General features: G+C 51.0%; 18 protein-coding genes and 1 pseudogene. 10 read left to right on the forward strand and 9 right to left on the reverse strand.

Annotated features, from left to right (window positions below; translation table 11 throughout):
- Positions 1–5: 5 nt before the first annotated feature.
- From FA92_RS22845 to FA92_RS19425, 4 genes are all read left to right on the forward strand, one after another.
- A complete protein-coding gene (locus FA92_RS22845; RefSeq protein ID WP_072009006.1) occupies positions 6–233 on the forward strand; it encodes a non-oxidative hydroxyarylic acid decarboxylases subunit D in 228 nt (75 codons plus the stop codon).
- A gap of 305 nt (positions 234–538) precedes the next feature.
- Entirely contained in the window at positions 539–835 is a 297-nt protein-coding gene (locus tag FA92_RS19415; RefSeq protein ID WP_156105727.1) for a hypothetical protein, read from the forward strand.
- Complete coding sequence (locus FA92_RS19420; RefSeq protein WP_033784775.1) at positions 832–1,764, forward strand: SMP-30/gluconolactonase/LRE family protein; 933 nt, start codon at positions 832–834, stop codon at positions 1,762–1,764. Before FA92_RS19415 ends, FA92_RS19420 begins: the two co-directional genes overlap by 4 nt.
- 37 nt (positions 1,765–1,801) lie before the next feature.
- Positions 1,802–3,157 (forward strand): MFS transporter, encoded by a 1,356-nt coding sequence (locus tag FA92_RS19425; protein ID WP_033784776.1) that lies wholly within the window; start codon positions 1,802–1,804, stop codon positions 3,155–3,157.
- A 177-nt stretch (positions 3,158–3,334) separates the two neighbouring features.
- Here the strand turns inward: FA92_RS19425 and FA92_RS19430 are convergent, their stop codons facing one another.
- Together FA92_RS19430 and FA92_RS19435 are read right to left on the reverse strand one after the other, a co-directional pair.
- The gene (locus FA92_RS19430; RefSeq protein ID WP_033784777.1) at positions 3,335–4,018 is read right to left on the reverse strand and encodes an O-methyltransferase; all 684 of its coding nucleotides are present in this window, start codon (positions 4,016–4,018) and stop codon (positions 3,335–3,337) included.
- A 165-nt stretch (positions 4,019–4,183) separates the two neighbouring features.
- Complete coding sequence (locus FA92_RS19435) at positions 4,184–5,140, reverse strand: D-2-hydroxyacid dehydrogenase family protein (RefSeq protein ID WP_033784778.1); 957 nt, start codon at positions 5,138–5,140, stop codon at positions 4,184–4,186.
- Positions 5,141–5,654: 514 nt separating this feature from the next.
- Between FA92_RS19435 and FA92_RS19440 the strand changes: the two genes are divergently transcribed.
- A complete protein-coding gene (locus FA92_RS19440; RefSeq protein ID WP_033784781.1) occupies positions 5,655–6,818 on the forward strand; it encodes an EAL domain-containing protein in 1,164 nt (387 codons plus the stop codon).
- A gap of 77 nt (positions 6,819–6,895) precedes the next feature.
- On the opposite strand, the gene FA92_RS19445 is transcribed toward FA92_RS19440, so the two are convergent.
- Positions 6,896–7,576: an SOS response-associated peptidase family protein gene (locus FA92_RS19445; protein ID WP_033784783.1), complete on the reverse strand. Its 681-nt coding sequence runs from the start codon at positions 7,574–7,576 to the stop codon at positions 6,896–6,898.
- Positions 7,577–7,919: 343 nt separating this feature from the next.
- Here FA92_RS19445 and FA92_RS19450 point away from each other — a divergent pair, with 343 nt between their 5' ends.
- Positions 7,920–8,165, forward strand: coding sequence for a hypothetical protein (locus tag FA92_RS19450; RefSeq protein WP_033784784.1), 246 nt, complete (start codon positions 7,920–7,922; stop codon positions 8,163–8,165).
- Between the two features lie 217 nt (positions 8,166–8,382).
- Positions 8,383–8,958: a TetR/AcrR family transcriptional regulator gene (locus FA92_RS19455; RefSeq protein ID WP_239780554.1), complete on the forward strand. Its 576-nt coding sequence runs from the start codon at positions 8,383–8,385 to the stop codon at positions 8,956–8,958.
- 1 nt (position 8,959) lies between these two features.
- Here FA92_RS19455 and FA92_RS19460 read toward each other — a convergent pair whose 3' ends face one another.
- The 4 genes from FA92_RS19460 to FA92_RS19475 form a co-directional block, all read right to left on the reverse strand.
- Entirely contained in the window at positions 8,960–9,541 is a 582-nt protein-coding gene (locus FA92_RS19460; RefSeq protein WP_033784787.1) for a TetR/AcrR family transcriptional regulator, read from the reverse strand.
- 195 nt (positions 9,542–9,736) lie between these two features.
- Positions 9,737–11,167: an efflux transporter outer membrane subunit gene (locus tag FA92_RS19465; RefSeq protein ID WP_033784789.1), complete on the reverse strand. Its 1,431-nt coding sequence runs from the start codon at positions 11,165–11,167 to the stop codon at positions 9,737–9,739.
- On the reverse strand, positions 11,167–14,328 hold the full coding sequence (locus FA92_RS19470) for an efflux RND transporter permease subunit (protein ID WP_033784790.1): 3,162 nt from the start codon (positions 14,326–14,328) through the stop codon (positions 11,167–11,169). The genes FA92_RS19465 and FA92_RS19470 overlap by 1 nt, the downstream gene beginning before the upstream one ends.
- Position 14,329: 1 nt before the next feature.
- Positions 14,330–15,478, reverse strand: a complete 1,149-nt coding sequence (locus tag FA92_RS19475) for an efflux RND transporter periplasmic adaptor subunit (protein WP_033784791.1) — start codon at positions 15,476–15,478, stop codon at positions 14,330–14,332.
- Between the two features lie 465 nt (positions 15,479–15,943).
- On the opposite strand from FA92_RS19475, the gene FA92_RS19480 reads away from it, so the two are divergent.
- Together FA92_RS19480 and map are read left to right on the forward strand one after the other, a co-directional pair.
- Positions 15,944–16,189, forward strand: a complete 246-nt coding sequence (locus FA92_RS19480; RefSeq protein WP_013196391.1) for a ParD-like family protein — start codon at positions 15,944–15,946, stop codon at positions 16,187–16,189.
- The gene (gene map, locus FA92_RS19485) at positions 16,186–16,971 is read left to right on the forward strand and encodes a type I methionyl aminopeptidase (protein WP_033784792.1); all 786 of its coding nucleotides are present in this window, start codon (positions 16,186–16,188) and stop codon (positions 16,969–16,971) included. Before FA92_RS19480 ends, map begins: the two co-directional genes overlap by 4 nt.
- A 36-nt stretch (positions 16,972–17,007) precedes the next feature.
- On the opposite strand, the pseudogene FA92_RS19490 reads toward map, so the two are convergent.
- Positions 17,008–18,101: pseudogene (locus FA92_RS19490) on the reverse strand (diguanylate cyclase).
- Between the two features lie 177 nt (positions 18,102–18,278).
- A complete protein-coding gene (locus FA92_RS19495) occupies positions 18,279–18,587 on the reverse strand; it encodes a hypothetical protein (RefSeq protein WP_033784793.1) in 309 nt (102 codons plus the stop codon).
- A 231-nt stretch (positions 18,588–18,818) separates the two neighbouring features.
- Between FA92_RS19495 and FA92_RS19500 the strand changes: the two genes are divergently transcribed.
- Positions 18,819–19,043: a hypothetical protein gene (locus FA92_RS19500; protein WP_013196395.1), complete on the forward strand. Its 225-nt coding sequence runs from the start codon at positions 18,819–18,821 to the stop codon at positions 19,041–19,043.
- Positions 19,044–19,076: the final 33 nt, after the last annotated feature.

Below are 19,076 nucleotides of genomic sequence, written 5' to 3' on the forward strand. Positions count from 1 at the left end.
AAGTTATGATCTGTCCACGTTGTGCTGATGAGCACATTGAAACCATGGCGACCTCACCAGTGAAAGACGTATGGATTGTTTATCAATGTCAGCACTGTTTATATACCTGGCGTAATACCGAGCCGGCAAGAAGAACAGAGCGAGAACACTATCCTGAAGCATTTCGTATGACACAAAGTGATATTGATAAAGCGCCCGAAGTCCCGTCCATTCCACCGTTGTTAACGAGATAACAATTGAGCCTGTGGGCTTAAGTCCACAGGCATAACGTTATTCTTCTGGCAGATTATTTCCGTTTGACCCGGCAGGCTAAAGCTTTCATCAAACTGAACCCCGCTAAGCTCACGACGCTGGAAACCTTGATTAATTCAAAAGGTGATCCAGCCTTAAAGTCGTTAATCAAAGCCGCAGGCTTATATTGCATATTTCTGTCTCGCTTTCCAAAACTGCGCCTTCTCGTTTCATCTGGACCACTTTCACGGAATTGTGAGTCACATCGAATTTACATCACAAACAATCTCGCAACACTGGCACCCTCATGAAGCAGGCAGATATAGTAATTTCATCATGTACAACATGGTTGTATCAAGTAAAACAAAACGTGAGAATTGCTATGTCTGCTTATAAAAAACCCTTAAACAATTATTGTGTTATGCATAAACGCACTGATTACGACCGTCATAACAAAGAATATCAGGTCGCAATTATTGATAAGTCTGGCCAAAAAAGCAGAATTTATGGCTCTTTCGGACTATCGGGCGATGGCATGAAAGGAAGTATGCCTTCACTGGTGAACGTGAGTAATGGACCAGATGAAAGGGCCGCTATTTTATGATGTACCTGACACAGGCCGAGGTCAGGCAGACATCAGTTTTTACCCGCCTGCCTGACCGTTTTCGCTTACCGGATAGCAACAATGTCTGGGCCGTCGCGAATCGCGGGGGACAGCTTACCGACTCGTTCCTTGAAGGGCCGGTCTGGCATCCTTCAGGCTGTCTGTATCTGACCGATATTCCCTATGGCCGCATATTCCGGGTTGATATGACAGGCAACTGGGCGCTCGTCGTGCAATATGACGGCGAACCTAATGGCATGAAACTCGCCGATCCGGATACGCTTTTGATTACGGATTATCGTCATGGGATCATGAAACTCTGCCTCAAAACCCACAGCGTGTCGCCATGGCTGGCTCGCCGTAATAGCGAGAGTTTCCGTGGTGTTAACGATTTAACCACCGACAGCCAGGGGAACCTCTATTTCACCGACCAGGGGCAAACAGGACTACACGATCCCACCGGTCGTGTTTACCGGCTGAGCCAGAACGGACGGCTGGATATGCTGCTGGATAACTGCCCAAGCCCGAATGGACTGGTTCTGTCCCCGGACGAAAAAGTACTTTACGTCGCGATGACGCGCGGCAATGCCATCTGGCGCGTACCGCTTCAGCGTGATGGTTCAGTCAGCAAAGTCAGTCAGTATTTTACCTCACACGGTCCCAGCGGCCCTGATGGACTGGCTATGAACGCCAATGGCGAGTTGCTGATAGCCAACCCTGGTCTGGGTCGCATCTGGCTGCTTAACGATCTGGCTGAGCCCGCAGAAATTCTCACCAGCCCCGCCGGGCGCTCCACGACCAACCTCTGCTTTGGTGGTGAAAGCCTGCATCAGCTTTTTATTACCGAATCGGTCAGCGGCAGCATTCTTACCTGCCCGATGAAAACACCCGGTCACCCATTGCCCTTTATTTCCACCGAATTTCTTTGAGAATAATTCTGCGTTTCTGAACGCAGCGGAGGCACCCATGAATCTGCAATCTGTAAGCGCTGACTCACCTGTTAAGACGGAAGCCGGGTCTGAACCCCATGATGCAATGAATCAAATCGATTTTGACCAAAGTGAACGGGCCGTAAGTAAAGCGTTCCGTCGTATCCTGCCGTTTATTTTCATCTGTTATGTTGTGAGTTATCTGGATCGCACCAACGTCAGCTTCGCTGCTCTCGGCATGAATGCCGATCTGGGGATTACAGCTGAGCAGTTCGGGTTCGGAGCCGGGATGTTTTTTATTGGCTATTTCCTGTTTGAGGTGCCAAGTAACCTCATCATGCAAAAGGTGGGCGCACGTATCTGGATCGCCCGCATCATGATCTCATGGGGAATCATCTCCATGGCGACCGCCTTCGTCACCGGGCCCACAAGCTTCGCCTTTGCCCGTTTTTGTCTGGGGGTGGCCGAAGCCGGATTTACACCCGGTATCTATCTGTTCTTCACCTACTGGTTTCCCGGAACCTGGCGCGCAAAAATTACGGCAGCCTTTTTAGTGGGTATCCCTGTAGCGAATATCATCGGCGCGCCATTATCCGGGATGTTGATGCAAATCACCGGGCATGAGCACATCCGTAACTGGCAGTGGTTGCTGGTGCTGGAAGGTTTCCCGGCGGTTATCCTGGGCATTATCTGCCTGTTCTATCTGACTGACCGTCCGGCAAAGGCAAACTGGTTAACTGATGCGGAAAAAACATTGCTGACCAGGCGACTGGAGAATGAGCAGCAGAAAATTGAGAAGGCGCACGGTTCCAGCATGCGCGATGCGCTGCGTAATCCCCTGCTTTACCTGCTGGCCTTTATTAACTTCTGCGGCATTGTCGGTTCTATCGGCGTGGGCCTCTGGATGCCGCAGATCATTAAGCAGATGGGCGTCAGTCATACCGCCACCGGTTTCCTGACCGCGTTACCTTATATCTGTGGCGCGGTCGGGATGCTGCTCTGGGCACAGCGGGCCAATGCATCCGGCAACCGCATTCGGTGGATCAGCGCGGGGTTGGTTATTGCTGCTGTTGCACTGGCGTCGAGTGCCATCGTGGATCAACCGGTTATCAAGATGATTGCGCTCTGTTTCACCGTAAGCGGCATTCTGGCTTTCCAGGCTTCATTCTGGGCGCTGCCTTCCGGTTTTCTGACAGGACGCGCAGCCGCAGGCGGATTAGCAATGATTGTCTCTGTCGGAAATCTGGGCGGTTTTGTCGGGCCGTCCCTTATTGGCTACATCCGGCAGTCAAGCGGTGAGTTTATGTGGGCGCTGCTGGCGGTTTCCGCCGTGTTATTGGCTGGCGCGCTTGCCGTAGCATTGGTTAAAGATCCTTATCGCAAAGGCGTGTGAAGTGAAGGCGCTCAGGCGCCTTTTAATTCTGGCGGGCTGCTATCTGGCGGGCCTGGAGTGAAGAGCGAATTCCTTTAATATCATTAAACTGCATCACTAAGAATAGCGTCAGGTAAAGGCTGGTCAGGAAAGTAAATATTATGAGCTTGTGATGACTTTGATTTTTCCGGAGATGAACTATGCCGTCCTGACGAAAGCCAGCACGAACCCATCCCAGCCCTTTTCACCCACGGTCTGAATCGCCGTGGCATCAAGTCGCTTATCCTCAGAGATCATCTCAATAAAATTTCGCAGGCCACTGACATTTGGATCATCACTTTCAGAATCAATAATGCTGCCGCCGCGCATCGTGTTGTCACCCACAATAACGCTACCTGCACGTGATAATCTGATTGCCCATTCCAGATAATGTGGATTATTCACCTTATCGGCGTCGATAAAAATCAGGTCAAAGGGGCCTTTAAGAGTGGGCAGGATATCCAGTGCAGTACCCGTGTGCAGCATCACGCGTTCAGTCAGCCCGGCATTGCTTATATTCTGGCGGGCCACTTGTGCATGATGTTTATTGAACTCAATCGTTGTTACGCGTCCATGTGGCGGCAAAGCCCTGGCCATCCATAGGGTGCTGTAGCCGCCAAGCGTGCCAATTTCCAGAACGCGCACAGCGCGTGACATCTGGATGAAGATGGACAGCATTTTTCCCTGTAAAGCAGAGACATCGTGTGTCGGTAAACCCTGCTTAACGTTGTTATGAAGAGCATTAATCAGCTCAGGTTCTTGTGGTGCGAGTTTTTTAGAAAACCAGGCGTCTACCTGTGCCCATTTATCTGAATCCTGCGAGGGATAATCAGGCGTTCTCATTAGTAATACTCCTCATCATAAGGACCAATGAAAGCATATACGCTTTTTGTTGCAACTGCCGACAGCCAGAGTCAGGTATGGAGCAGAAACAGGAAGTAATCAGCTCAATACGGGATAATGTTCACCGGACAGAAGTTATTAAAGCTAATCTCATGCATTAAAGCTTCAGCCATTAATCACATGCGATCTGTCACCGCTAAAATAACGCACAACATTATCAAATGCCGTTCTGAAATAGAGCGCATAGCTGGCCTTTTCAACATATCCCAGATGTGGTGTACACAGTACATTCGGCATCTGCAGGTAAGGATGCCGGGTGTTGTAAAGCGGTTCCTCTTCGTAAACATCCAGTGCCGCAAATCCAGGCCGCCCCTGTGTCAGGGCATTCTGCAACGCGCCGTCATAAACCAGTTCAGCCCGGCTGGTATTCACAAATAACGCATCAGTTTTCATCAGCGCGAGATCGGCTGGCGTGATGTTGCCTTGCGTCGCAGCCACCAGTCGCTGGTGCACGGTTAACACATCGCTGGTGGCGAAAAATTGCTCACGGCTTTCGGGGACCGTCCATCCGTCTGCTCGTGCCTCTTCCTGCGCACGGAGACTTCCCCATACCTGCACCTGCATGCCAAAAACGGCGGCATAGGAAGCAAGACGTTTACCAATTTTTCCATAGCCCAGAATGCCGATGACCTGATTGTGAACCGCAGATCCGATTTCTGTTTGCCAGTGCCCTTCGGCCATTGCATTGACCGACGAGACAAATTTTCGGCGGGAGGCCATGATTAACAACCAGGTCAGCTCAGCAGGTGCAACCGGGGAGCCACTCCCTTCAACAAGAGCAACTCCCGCACGTGTACAGGCATCAATATCGACATTTCTCGCCAGCTTACCCGTCTGACTGATCAATTTGAGATGTGGCGTGCGTTGCAGAAACGCCTCGTCAATGACAGTCCTTTCGCGGATAAGTATTAATGATTCAGCCGATGACAGCTTTTCATCTGCCATCGGGTCTCTGCTGAGATCGCCCAGTGCAGCGCAGTGAAAGTTGTTATTACTGTGGAGAAAATCCAGTTTTTGAGTGGCAAACTGATAATCATCCGGGATGACGATATGAATGGTCATTAAGAAACCTCATTATTTGACAGTTGTGCACACATTGAAACTTCAATGATTAAAACCTTTATCTTTTTTACGATTTTGGAACTCATTACCTTTTCTAATATTCACTGTCAGCCTGCATCGTTATTTACCCTATTTATGATCAAAATGATTACAGGTAACTTTTTCCCACTAAATCTTATTCATCTGCTATAAGCTAAGCGACCATTTTGAATGTGGGTCAATACCCGCGTCGGTGTCATGCTATTACGATGTAATGAAAAGTAATTCCAGGCCGATAACGATAGTGAGTAAGTAGTCTTACTCGCCAGCATAAGATATGAACACACAGCGAATGTAATAAAATATTGCCGAATTAAACAGTAAGCCAGCATATGAAACTGGTTATCATAATGATTATGCTGAAAAAAGATTAAAATAGTATGCGACCGTCGACAGAGTTCGCTGAGTTTATAAAGCCTGAGTTGCAGAGACATTATCGTTAACAGGCTGAAAATCATGTATTTACGGGAATGAAATGAAACCTGGTGTCAAGAATGATGAAACGCGCAAACTTTTGCAGCAGCGTATTAAGCTGGGCGAGTTTCACCCGTTTTTTCAGCCTATAGTTTCTCTGGAAGATTTGCGCGTGATGGGGTTTGAGATGCTTGCGCGGCACATATCCCCGGAGGGTATCGTTACGCCTCCTGCAGACTTCATTCCGGCTATGGAGCGAAATGGTCTGCTCGACGAACTGATGCTCAGCCTTATGGCACAGGGTTTCAAAGTTGCTGCCACATGGCCAGAACAGCAGTTTTTATCAATGAACGTTTCTCCTTCACAGCTTAATGGCAGGTATCTTACTGAAATTATAAGTAATACAGCCCGTGAATTTCAGTTTAATCTTGCAAGGCTAAAGATTGAGATTACTGAAACAGCCCTGTTAAATGATATCAATACCGCCCGGACAGAGATTGAAGCGTTGTCGGGTATGGGCTGTACAATTGCAATGGATGATTTTGGAACAGGCTATTCCAGCCTCGCCTGGCTGATTCAGTTACCGGTTAACACGCTTAAAATTGACAGCAGTTTTATTCGATCCATGCTGCACAAAAAGGACAGCCGCAAAATCATCTCCAGCGTCGCCGGTCTGGGCCGGAGCCTTGATATGGATGTGATCGCGGAAGGCGTAGAAACCGAAGAACAGGCTGAAATGCTAAGGGGGATAGGTTGCCTCTATGCGCAGGGCTATTTGTTCGGAAAACCGGTGTCAGGAGCAGAGAGCTGTCAGATGCTCAAGGCAATACCGGATAAAGGATCTCTGCGGCGGGTTGCGCGTCTTTCCCTCGATCAGCGAGCACATCAGATTTCATCCATGTATGCGATTCCCGGCACGTCCATTTGCTTTCTTAATCCGGAATTAGTGATTGTTGATGCCAGCGACACGTTTGCCGAACGGGTCGGCTGGGCTCCGCAGGATCTTATCCATAAATATATTTATGAAGTTATTCCGTCACAGGCGGAAAAACTACTCTGGCTGCAGGAATTCAGATTGAAAGGACTCCCTTATCCACCTTATGAGGTTGTGCTGCCCGACGGGTCGTCCGATCTGGTCATGGTGACCCGGGTGGAAGATGAGGCTAAAGATTTGCTGGGCTTTTGTGTGTTTGGTGTGAAGATGAGCGATCGAAAACGTCATTAAGCTGAACGTTTTTCTGGGTGATGACAATCACTAACGCTCAATATCGCAGATTGCGTTGTGCATATCTGACCTGCGCTTCAGGTGCCTTCAGGATTTATCTCTTTAATAAGCGTCTCGCCCTGATTATGGATGTTCCCGACTTTGGCTGAAACAGGGTGCCAGGTGAAATCCTTCTCGGGTAATACGGCTTCATGGGCAATGTCCTGCGCCCGCTGTGATGAGGTTTCAACACTGAGCCACTCCCGAACCGCGTCCGCCCGTAAAACCAGTGGCCGGCGGTCATGAATATCGACCATGCCTTTGTTGCTCGCCGCAGTGACGATAACAAATCCCTCCTGTCCATAGTCCTTACCGTAAGGCGCCCGGCCAATAGCGGCAAAAAACAGCGGTTCCTTTTCTTTGTGATGAATCAAGTATGGCTGTTTCCTGTCACCCTCACGCTTCCACTCATACCAGCCATCGGCAGGAACAATGGCGCGTCCCTGCTCCCATAGCGGCTTAAACATACGCCCGGTTGGGGTTGTTTCACTTCGGGCGTTGATTAGCGGCTGCTTATTCCACCACTCAGGACCGTAGCCCCAGTAAACCGGGTCCAGGTGAAATTCATCGTCCCGCTCATTGAGCAGCAGCACGTTGGTGCCTGGCGCAACGTTGAAACGCCCTATCGGCTCCGGATCATAAATGATTTCATCGGGCTTCAGTCCCAGAGAGTCGAAGTAATCGTCCCGGCTACTGTACTGCGCAAACCGTCCACACATAGGCACCTCCTGGCATAAGGATAGTCCGGCGTTGATTAAGTCATGATCAAAATATTCACTTTCTGGCTGAAGATATCGCGCCAGCTGTCGAGAATGTAGTAAAGGAAATGAAGAGAACCGAATAACCCGGGCTACGAGGCGTTCAGCTTTGCTGATGGCCAGCCAGATTACCCAAATTTGCCTCTCTGCCCTGGAAGTAATTATTGCTTGCTGAGCCTGTCGACCGAAGAACGACGTTGGATCGGTGTTACTGAGCAACTGCAATGTACAGCCCGTCATTAAGGAGCTATGTGATTTCGGTTATTAGTAACAGCGTGATATTTAACCATCAGGAAAATAAATAATGAGCCTCGTTTATATACCTGCCCTCATTCCACTCTTGCTGAACAAAGAGAATGAGAAAGGAAGCCCGCTTACAGAGGAGGAAGTCAGCAGCATCAAAGATAGTGCCACCTGTATTGAAGTAGCGCGTGATGTTGCTTTTACAATGGCGGAATGCCGCGGATACTTTGATATCAATCCTGAAAAATGCTGGGAAGAATGGAGAGCGTACCGGAGTGAGCGACTGCACCAGAGTGGTCACCGCTAAATCACATTCATCTCCGGCATTCGCTTTTGCGGGATAAATACCTGAAACAGACCTGGCTAATGCCGTGTTGATCGCATCGCCGCAATGGCCGATTCCTGCTGATTATCAGGCTCTGCGCGTAACGTGCACATACGGATAGCGGCAGGCTATGCGGGAGTCGGGAACGTCGACGTATAGCCATGCTAAGTGAAAGGAGGTAGAGTAATATTTTTATAATGTGAGTGTTATTATGAATCGTAGCGAGGAAATTCTTGAGGCAGCAGAATACTGCATGCGACAGAAAGGCTTTTATCAGACATCGGTTCAGAATATAGCCCGACAGGCAAATGTCAGCGTCGGTCTGATTTATAAATATTATAAAAATAAAGAAGCGATTATCGAAGCACTGATTAAAAACGTGGTGCAACGGATGATTGATTCACTCAAAAAGGCTCTCGACAATCTTGCTCATGCAGGTAACGTCGCCCATTCTGCGCACGGCGTTGTGTCAGTCGACGTTGAAAAAAGCATTGTACTGCTCATTGATATATCTGCAGAAGCCACACGTAATGAGCGGATCCGTCAGATTATTTACGATGCCTGGCGGACTTTGAAAGAGAACTTTATTACTCAGGAGCAGGTGCTTAATCCGTCGCTGGATGCTGAGATTATCCAGACACGCCTGTATATTATGTCACTGATCATAGACGGTATGATTATTCGCCGTTATATGAAACAGCGTGAAATCGATGGCCGCGTGATGTCATTCCTGGATGTCATCAGTCATGACATTAATCAGAACGGTGTCGCCTGACTCACGAGAAAAGATGGCCGGCGAGAAGGGTGTTAATCCGCGCTAACTCCTGCTGATTAAGGTGTTTGTCGCCAAACGTACGACAGGCCACACCATCCACCAGCATCAGCAAAAACTGAATACGGTCACTACGCTCTTCAGGGGTCGCTGCTGGCATCTGCCGCTTAAAAACCTCTTCCAGCTCTGTAAAAAGCAATTGTTCTTCATGTGCAAGCAACGCGCGAACTGATTTATTACGTGATGCCTCTGAATACATTTCCAGCAGTAAACAACGATCCCTGAAAGACCAGTCCCGCCAGAAGTCGGATTCCGTATTGATAATATTTGAGACGCTGGTTTGTAGCTGAAGATTTTTCAGTAAAAACATTCGCCAGTTTTCTGCGATACTTTTTATCGTCTCACTGACAATTGATTCTTTGCTACTGTAATAGCGATAAATCTGCCCGGCACCCAGACCTGACTCATGGCTTATGTCAGCCATGCTGGCACCATGAAAGCCAGAGCGACTGAAACAGTTTTTCGCTGCCGAAATGATCTGCTGCTGTCGCTGCTGCAGGAAATCCTTACTGTCTGACCTGCTCAAATAACCTCCTGTTAACTGACGTCACACTAGCCCTGATATTAATTCTCCAATGATAACCGAGGCAGGGGTGCGAGAACATATCAGCCGGAAATTCAGACATCAGATATGATGATTTCACCTTCTCATCTCCTGAAATTTACGCTGAGATTACGCTTTAACATGGGTGCGCATTCCCGCCTGAATGCGCACCCTTTTTTACATTTTCAGTTGCGACTCCTGCAACGCCGTGCCGCCGCCCATCACCTTGTAAAACGTGTTCAGATTTTGATAGTACGCCTGCTCAGCGCTGACCAGACTGGTTCTGGCGGTATAGAGCGTACGCTGAGCGGTTAACGCATTCAGATACGTGTCCACCCCATTCTGATAACGCAGATCGGCCAGATGATAGTATGTCTGTGAAGCAGCAACATTGTTGCGCTGGCTGTTCAGCTGATCTGTGATGGTGCCCTTACGAGCCAGAGCATCTGCGACTTCCTGAAAAGCGGTTTGCACCGCCTTTTCATACGCTGCCACATAATACTCTTTTTGCGCTTTGGTGTAGTTCAGGTAAGAAACGTTGTAGCCACCTTTAAAGATCGGCAGCGAGATGCTGGGCGCAAAAGACCAGATCCCTGCTCCGTTTTTAAACAGTGAAGAGAGATCGGAACTGCCGACGCCACCGCTCGCCGTCAGTGAGATGCTCGGGAAGAAATTTGCACGCGCCGCACCGATATTGGCATTTGCTGCCTTCAGGTTATGCTCAGCCTGTAAGACATCAGGACGATTAATCAGGGCTTCAGATGAAACACCCGCCGGCACGTCACGCAATGCCTGACCAACAGATTCGATGTTTTGCGGCAGCAGATTATCAGGCACGCTTTTACCCACAACCAGGTCCAGGGCATTCTTATCCTGCGCCACGCTGGTGGTATAGCTGGCTACATCTGACAGTGCAGACTGCCAGGTGGTTTCTGCTGAAGCGACATCCACCATTGAAGCCACGCCATTTTGCAGACGTTTGCGTGTCACCTCCAGTGATTGCCGCGTACTCTCTGCTGTCTCTTTCGCAATCTCAAGATTGCTGCGGTCGGCCGCCAGCTGTAACCAGTAATCCACCGTGTTATAGAGTAAGGTCAGGCGCGTACTTCGCGCCCCTTCCAGCGTGCCGAGATAGGTTTCATACTGCTGGCGTGACAGGCTTTGATTTTTGCCAAACAGATCCAGTTCAAATGAACTTACGCTCCCTTCTGCCGAGTAACTGTTGCCCAATGCAGTCTGATTACCCTCTCCTGTCAGCGCGCGAGAGCGGGTTCCACTCACATCGGCGCTGAGCGTGGGGAAGAGATTAGCCCGCTGCTCACCATATTGTGCATGTGCAGACTTCACACTTGCCACAACTTCCCGCAGGTCGCGGCTATTGTCCAGAGCCATTGCGACAACCTGACGAAGCCGGGGATCCTGCACGTAATCCTGCCAGCCCACATCGCGATAATTAATCGCGTTCTGTTGCAGGCCGCGGTAAGCCTCACCGCTCGGGGTTGCGGCAACTACGGCATTATCTGGGCGTGCATAATGCGGATCGAGCGAAACACATCCCGCAAGGAAGCAGGGCAAAAACACCGCTAAACATTTTGCAGATATTGTCATTATTCTCTTACCCTTACTGCGGATTCTGAAGACTGTGTTTCCTCATGCAGTCTGGCCGGAAACAGACGGCGGACCAGCACAAAGAACAGCGGAACAAAGAAGATGGCCAGCAGCGTCGCGGTTAAGGTCCCGCCAATAATGCCGGTACCAATGGCGATACGACTGTTCGCGCCCGCGCCTGTCGAGATAGCCAGCGGCAGCACCCCTGCGGTAAAGGCCAGCGATGTCATGATGATGGGACGCAAACGCATCGTTGCTGCATGCGTCGCGGCCCTGACCAGACTCTCTCCTTTGCGATATTGCTCTTCAGCAAATTCCACGATCAGAATGGCGTTCTTCGCCGAGAGTCCGATGATAGTGAGCAACGCGACCTGGAAATAAACGTCGTTTTCAAGTCCGCGCAGCGTCGTCGCCAGAAGGGCACCGATCACGCCTAATGGCACCACCATCATGACCGAAAAGGGTATTGACCAGCTCTCATACAAAGCAGCAAGGCACAGGAACACCACAATCAGTGAGATGCCATAGAGCGACATTGCCTGATTGCCAGAGAGTTTTTCCTGATACGAGAGGCCACTCCATGCAAAGGTGTTTCCTGCGGGTAACTTCGCCACCAGCTTTTCCATCGCGGTGATAGCATCCCCCGAACTTTTGCCGGAGGCCGGCGAACCCTGAATTTCGTAAGACGCCAGACCGTTATAACGTGACAGGACATCCGGACCATACGCCCATTTCATCGAGGCAAAGGATGAGAACGGCACCATCGTAGTGTTACTGCTGCTGTCCGTTCCGCGCACATACCACTGATCAATATCTTCCGGCTTGCTGCGGAACTGCTGTTCCCCCTGTATGTAGACTTTTTTCACACGACCACGGTCGGTGAAGTCATTGACGTAGCTCCCTCCAATCGCCGCACTTAAGGTGCTGTTAATATCGCTGATCGTCAGACCCAGCGACTGGGCTTTAGCGTCATCAATGTCGACGTCCAGCTGTGGCAGGCTCGGCAGTGAGTTGGCGCGAACGGCACTGAGGTCGGGATCCTTATTGGCCTCGGCAATCAGCTGATCGCGCAACTTAAGCAGTTCGTCGCGACTGGTCGCCCCGCGCGCCTGCAGTTCAAAGGTGAAGCCATTCGACTGACCCAGCCCGGAAACCGGCGGGGGCGTGAGTACAAAAATTTGCGCATCGCGGATGCCCGACAGCGCCTTCATCGCGCGGCCTGCAATGGCATCAGCACTGTTTTCGCTGCCTTCCCGTTCACTCCAGTTCTTCAGCGCGATAAAGCCAATACCGGCGTTCTGACCATTACCCGCAAAACTGAAGCCGTTGACCAGCATGCTGACGTTGACGTTATCTTTCTCCTGGGTGGCAAAGTAGTGCTGAACCTGACGACGCACGTCACTTGTCCGGTTTTCCGTGGCGCCGGGAGCAAGCTGATACTGCACCATGATATACCCCTGGTCTTCAGTAGGCAGGAAGCCCGTGGGCAGGCGCATATAAAGCACTGCACAGCCGATCAACAGCACGCCATATAGAAGCAGATAACGAACTGAACTGTTCACAACATGACCAACACCATTCTGATAGCGTGCCTGGATTTTTTCATAGCTGCGATTAAACCAGCCGAAGAAGCCCGTGCTGCCGCTTTCGTGATTATGCGGTTTAAGCAGGGTGGCACAGAGTGCGGGCGTCAGCGTCAGCGCCACAATCACCGACAGCACCATCGATGAAACAATGGTGATTGAAAACTGACGATAGATCACACCCGTTGAGCCGCTGAAAAAGGTCATAGGCAGGAACACGGCTGAGAGCACCATCGCGATACCAATCAACGCACCGGTAATCTCCTTCATCGATTTTTCCGTCGCCTGACGCGGGGGTAAGCCCTCCTCACGCATCACACGTTCGACGTTTTCAACTACGACGATCGCGTCATCAACCAGTAAGCCGATGGCAAGCACCATCCCGAACATAGTGAGGGTATTAATCGAGTAGCCAAAGAGGGACAGCACGCCAAAGGTGCCCAGCAGCACGACCGGAACAGCAATCGCCGGGATGAGCGTAGTACGGATGTTTTGCAGGAAAACAAACATCACGATGACCACTAAAATCACCGCTTCGATGAGCGTTTTCACCACTTCTTCAATGGAGATTTTAACGAAATCGGTGCTGTCGAGCGGATAAGCGATCTCATAGCCCGCAGGCATAGTGCTGCGAAACTCATTAATTTTCGCTTTAACCTGCTCGGCGGTTGAGAGCGCATTGGCACCTGACGCCAGCTGCACGGCAATACCGGATGCAGGATGACCGTTGGCCAGAACGTTAGAACTGTAATCTTCATTACCCATCTCAACGCGTGCGACATCACTCAGTCGTACTACTGACCCATCCGCCTGGCTTTTCAGCACGATATTGCGGAACTGCTCGGGGGTTTGCAGTCGGGATCGTGAACGGACCGTCGCCACCAGCTGTTGTTCTTTGCTGGCGGGTTGTGCCCCTAACTGCCCCGAGGAGACCTGCGTGTTCTGACTCTCAAGTGCCGTTGTGACGTCGGAAGGCATCAGAGAAAAGGAAGTCAGCCTGGCGGGATCGAGCCAGATACGCATCGCATATTCAGCACCGAATACCTGAACGCTGCCTACTCCCGGCACACGCGCCAGGCTGTCTTCCATGTTACTCACCATATAGTCGGCGACATCTGATGAGCTGCTTTTATTGGTTTTATCGTACAGCGCCAGGATCAGCAAAAAGTCACTCTGCGCTTTCTGAACGGTCACACCCTGTGACGTGACTGCGGTCGGCAGGCGGCTCTCGGCCTGCTGAACCTTGTTCTGCACCTGAACCTGCGCAATATCCGGGTCGGTTCCCTGCTGGAAAGTGACGTTGATTTTGACCTGGCCGGTGGAAGCAGTGCTGGTGGCATCGAAATAGAGCAACCCATCCAGCCCGGTAAGCTGCTGCTCAATGACCTGAGTCACGCTGCTCTCCAGCGTTTCAGCAGAAGCACCGGTATAGGTGGCCTGAATACTGATTTGCGGCGGTGCCACATCCGGATATTGCGCCACCGGCAGGCTGTTAATGCTCAGGATGCCGAACATCATGATGCACAGGGCGATTACCCAGGCGAAAACCGGACGACGAATAAAGAACTGAGCCAGCATATCATTTGCCCTCGCCGGTTGCGGCTTTCGCGTCTGGCGTCACTTCGACTGCCTTGACGCGCATGCCCGGCTGAACTTTAGCGGTGCCTTCCACAATCAGCTTGTCACCGCGGTTCAGTCCCGAGGTAATCAGCCATTTGTTGCCAATCACGCGGTCGGCTACGACGTCCCGGCTTTCTACTTTGCTCTCGTTATCCACCACCAGCGCAGTGGCGTTGCCCTTCGCATCCCGGGTAATTCCCTGCTGCGGTGTCAGAATTGCATCGCTCTGTACGCCATTGGTGACGCTGGCGCGAACGTACATGCCAGGCAGAAGTTCATGTTGCGGATTCGGGAAGATCGCGCGCAGCGTTACTGTACCCGTGGCTTCATCCACTGAGACTTCGGTCAGCTCCAGCTTTCCGGGATGCTCATAGGCAGTACCATCTTCCAGATTCACCGTCACGGGAACGGCATCGGCACTTTGCTGCAGCGACGCCTGCTGGCGCTTCAGTTTCAGCAGTTGCACACTGGATTGGGTGAGATCGACGTAGATGGGATCGAGCGCGCGTATCGTTGCCAGTGCAGAAGTCTGGCTGGCGGTGACCAGTGCACCTGGCGTCACCGATGAGATCCCAATACGACCACTGATCGGTGCTTTGATTTGGGTGTAGTTCAGACTGATACGGGCACTTTCCACGGCAGCGCGATACTGGTCGACAGAAGCGACGTTCTGCTGATACGTTGCCTGGGCATCATCAGCATCCTGCCGTGACACACCATTCTCTTTAACCAGCGCAGCATAGCGTTCGGCTTTTAATTTACTGCTTTTCACCAGCGCCTGAGCATTCTTCAGCTGTGCCAGGGCCTGATCGTAACTGGCCTGATAGCTGGCGGGATCGATCTGGTAAAGAATCTGCCCGGCTTTAACTTCATCACCCTCTCTAAACAGGCGTTTCTGGATGATGCCATCCACCTGGGGCCTGACATCTGACGTCATACTGCCCGTTACGCGTCCGGCCAGCTGACTATCCAGCGTCACAGATTCGGTTTGCAATGTTTTCACACCGACTTCTGTGGTCATGTTTCCATTTGGCTGCTGACTGTTTTGATCGCAGGCCGCCACAATCATCACAAGTCCGGCGATGATACTGCGCTGAAAGTTTCTCATAAAAATCCTGTAATGAACGTTCATTCTCAGCATGCAGTTTAATTAATCAGCAATAAAATGTATGTCAGCAAAACGAAAAGAAGGATGTCAGGAAGTATGTGAAAGCTGGCTTGTAATTATTGTCAGGCGTCAGGCCAGCGCATGGATGAACAGACATTGAGCAGTGTCCTCCACCGCCTTAGAGTGTGACACTGGCTTCGAAGGGTCAGGCTGAACAATCAATGTTAAAAAAGGCGGATGCAGGAACTGATGAGGCCAGTTATGGGCAGTTTTACAGGACTTATGTCCGCTAAATAGTCTCTTTAGTGAGGAATAACTTGCTCAGTTTTCAGTTAAGGCGTCCCTGCTGGCGGAGGCATTTATTGGATCCAGAGCCGATCCAGGCAGGTAAACATTTCATCACTTTGCAAATCGGCCCGCACGCGTTACTCTATACGAAACATATACGTTTCATATAAGGCTCATATGGGTATCGTAAAAATCTCCGACCTGATGCATGAAAATCTGCGCATCGCCAGTCAGGCGATGAGTCGCTCGATTAATGCACAGGCTGAACACTGGCTGAAACTCGGCATGCTGGCAGAACTCTATCCGCAGCAGACCCAACACCAACTGGCGCAGATGCTGATCCGGCTTGAACTGGACGGCAGCGCTGATATCCGCAATATGCTCCATAAAGAGAGCCTCACCACACAAGGAGACGTGTCATGAACACCGTTAAAATTCATACCGCCGCGGAGATTGAGATGGCGCGCGCAGCCGGGCAGGCTGCGGCGCAGGTACTGGCGATGATTACACCGCACATTCGCCCCGGCATTACCACCGAAGAGCTGGATGATATCTGCCACGACTTCATTGTGAATGAACTCAGGGTAACGCCCGCGAACATCGGCTATCACGGCTATACCCGCACGACCTGTACGTCGGTCAATCACGTGGTGTGCCACGGTATACCAGCCAGCAAAAAGCTCAAGGATGGCGATATCGTTAATATCGATGTGGCGGTCATCAAAGATGGCTGGTACGGCGATACCAGCAGAATGTATTTTGTCGGGACGCCGTCAGTCCGTGCAAAACGTCTGGTCGATATCACCTATCAATCGATGGTTGCGGGGATCAAAACTGTCCGTCCCGGCGCGACGCTGGGCGATGTGGGCGCGGCAATCCAGCGTGTTGCTGAAGCTGCCGGTTTCTCTGTAGTACGGGAGTATTGCGGGCACGGCGTGGGTGAGATTTATCACACCGATCCGCAGGTGCTGCATTACGGCACCCCAGGTGAAGGAATGCCCCTGAAGGCCGGTATGATCTTCACTATCGAACCGATGATTAATGCCGGTAAAGCCGGAACCAGCGTGCTTTCAGATGGCTGGACAGTCGTTACCAAAGATCGCTCGCTCTCGGCGCAATGGGAACATACCGTCGCCGTCACTGAAGAGGGTTTCGATCTGCTGACGCCGTGGCCTGAAGGCACTGGCGACTACCCGGCAATTTAATCACTCAGCCTGAGACGCGATCTCAGGCTGCTTTCTTCATTTGCTCCTGACTGCACTGAGGGTGTTCAGCGAGCCTGAATGCCATATCTGCACATTGTTGCGGCTCGCGCGCTTCACCTGATAAAGCGCCTCATCAGCACATCTCAGCCACTCATGAATTGAAGCCGCATCACGTGCTGCCGCAATCCCAATACTCACCGAACACTGAAAGGTGGATGACGCGGGCAGCCGCAACAGGGCAATCCCCTGCCTGATTTGCTCTGCCAGCAGCAGGATGCTGGTTTCATCCGCATCCCGTACGATCACACACAATTCATCGCCGCCAAAGCGGGCGGGCACATCTTTCATGCCGACGCTGTCACGCAGCAGTGCCGAAATCTCTGTCAGCAGAAAGTCACCCGCTTCATGCCATAGGTATCGTTAACCTGTTTGAAGTGGTCGACATCCAGCAGCATTAACCAGGCTTTGCCCTCGCCTCGCTGCGTGCGCAAAAACTCACTTTCCAGCCGGCGCTCAAACAAACGGCGGTTAGGGATTTTCAGACCGGGGTCCATCAGCGCAATGCGTTCCAGCTCGCGGTTCTTCTGGCGCAGGGTCAGGGTCAGATTGTGCGAGACTACGCTGAGTGCCAGCAGATACAGGCTGGCAAGCGGCAGTGTCAGCCAGACGGTTCGGGTACTGAACGTCAGCACCAGGGGGGCCTTTTCCGCTGACCAGACCAGCACAAAGGCAAACAGAAATGCCTGCAGCGCGGACTTCAGCTGAACCCAGCCGCCTGCCGAGTAGCGATCGGAGATCAGTACCGCCATGATAATAATTGAAGGCAGCGGACTCAGTGCCATCGCAGCAACCCAGACGCCGCCAAAAGCGGCATCCAGCGTGAGATTCTTACGCTCAAAACCGGTCGGATCGCGCGACCGCAATGCCATTCGATAGGCAGCATAAGGCCAGATAAACGCATTAGTAAACAGAAGAGCACAAAGTGCCGCGCTTTTTCCCATCTCCATCAGAACCGAAAGAATAGGCAGAAAACAGAGAAAGGTGCCGAGCTGGCGCATCATAAACATTCGTCGCACAAATCGCGTCGAGCGGCGCTTCAGTTGAATATCGTCGGGAGTATAATAATTCATAGGCGGAGTGAAGCAGCGACAGGTTACGGCAGTTTATCGGCATTAAGTGAATCAGGGTAATTTTTTTACAGAATATTCTTATAGCCTGTCAGCTTAATCAACAGATGCTGATCATATTTGTTCACAGAGAAGTTTGGGCGGATTATTGCCGCGCGCCTTATTGCGCGCGGTAGCAGATTATCTGCGGCCTTTAATGACTGAGGCCGACCAGTTGAAATCGCTGACTTCACTGGCAGTAAGTGACTCAGGTTTCTTTTTACGCAGCGGTTTTTTCTTCTCCTTTTCGGCCTTTGCTTTCTCCTTCTCCAGCTTACTGGCCATCACTATCTGCCGTGCTTCACTGTTGAATTCTTTATCTTTTTTACTATCCGGCTCTTTACCGGTTCGCTGACGGTACTTTTCAGCCAACCCTTTATAGGTTTGTTCGACGGCCAGACGTTCATCAGCACTGAACTGATCAATGGAAATCATCTTCTTATCGCTCATAGCGGCGTGTCCTGTGGCAAGTTGTCCGGTCAAGTGTACCGCATTCAGGGCCCATTAACGCAGCGAATGGCAACCGTTCTGCAGGCTCATGTTCCCCCACGTCCCTGCTATCAGGTAGTTTCTCTGAAAGACGCGCCTTAGCCCTGTTAAAAATAAGGTTATCTCTTAATATAAAACTAATGTTCATCAGGTTTACTGGTAGTGACCACGTACTGCCGAGGAGCTGAAGGAATGATTAAAGAGACCGATCGCCTGTCACAGGCGTTATTACGGCGGCATGGGATTGGCGTTAAGCAGAAACGTATACACTTTCGTGGCCGCGATTTATTATTTCAGCTGCATAATGCCCGCTATGAAGTTTTTAACGGCGATCGCTGTATTGCGACCGTCGAAACGAACAATATCAATGAAGCGATTAAACAGTTTAAAGCGCTGGATAACCCTGCGGAGAAATAAGCATGCCAGATTATCGCGTGTTTCAGAAGGACC

The sequence above is a fragment of the Pantoea sp. 9140 genome (genome assembly GCF_000745295.1).
GTDB lineage: Bacteria > Pseudomonadota > Gammaproteobacteria > Enterobacterales > Enterobacteriaceae > Pantoea > Pantoea vagans.

Excerpts from the sequence above, each read along its gene's own strand:
- FA92_RS22845 (WP_072009006.1), top strand. The coding sequence starts at position 6 with ATGATCTGTCCACGTTGTGCTGATGAGCACATTGAAACCATGGCGACC.
- FA92_RS19415 (WP_156105727.1), top strand. The coding sequence starts at position 539 with ATGAAGCAGGCAGATATAGTAATTTCATCATGTACAACATGGTTGTAT.
- FA92_RS19420 (WP_033784775.1), top strand. The coding sequence starts at position 832 with ATGATGTACCTGACACAGGCCGAGGTCAGGCAGACATCAGTTTTTACC.
- FA92_RS19425 (WP_033784776.1), top strand. The coding sequence starts at position 1,802 with ATGAATCTGCAATCTGTAAGCGCTGACTCACCTGTTAAGACGGAAGCC.
- FA92_RS19430 (WP_033784777.1), bottom strand. The coding sequence starts at position 4,018 with ATGAGAACGCCTGATTATCCCTCGCAGGATTCAGATAAATGGGCACAG.
- FA92_RS19435 (WP_033784778.1), bottom strand. The coding sequence starts at position 5,140 with ATGACCATTCATATCGTCATCCCGGATGATTATCAGTTTGCCACTCAA.
- FA92_RS19440 (WP_033784781.1), top strand. The coding sequence starts at position 5,655 with ATGAAACCTGGTGTCAAGAATGATGAAACGCGCAAACTTTTGCAGCAG.
- FA92_RS19445 (WP_033784783.1), bottom strand. The coding sequence starts at position 7,576 with ATGTGTGGACGGTTTGCGCAGTACAGTAGCCGGGACGATTACTTCGAC.
- FA92_RS19450 (WP_033784784.1), top strand. The coding sequence starts at position 7,920 with ATGAGCCTCGTTTATATACCTGCCCTCATTCCACTCTTGCTGAACAAA.
- FA92_RS19465 (WP_033784789.1), bottom strand. The coding sequence starts at position 11,167 with ATGACAATATCTGCAAAATGTTTAGCGGTGTTTTTGCCCTGCTTCCTT.
- FA92_RS19470 (WP_033784790.1), bottom strand. The coding sequence starts at position 14,328 with ATGCTGGCTCAGTTCTTTATTCGTCGTCCGGTTTTCGCCTGGGTAATC.
- FA92_RS19475 (WP_033784791.1), bottom strand. The coding sequence starts at position 15,478 with ATGAGAAACTTTCAGCGCAGTATCATCGCCGGACTTGTGATGATTGTG.
- FA92_RS19480 (WP_013196391.1), top strand. The coding sequence starts at position 15,944 with ATGGGTATCGTAAAAATCTCCGACCTGATGCATGAAAATCTGCGCATC.
- map (WP_033784792.1), top strand. The coding sequence starts at position 16,186 with ATGAACACCGTTAAAATTCATACCGCCGCGGAGATTGAGATGGCGCGC.
- FA92_RS19495 (WP_033784793.1), bottom strand. The coding sequence starts at position 18,587 with ATGAGCGATAAGAAGATGATTTCCATTGATCAGTTCAGTGCTGATGAA.
- FA92_RS19500 (WP_013196395.1), top strand. The coding sequence starts at position 18,819 with ATGATTAAAGAGACCGATCGCCTGTCACAGGCGTTATTACGGCGGCAT.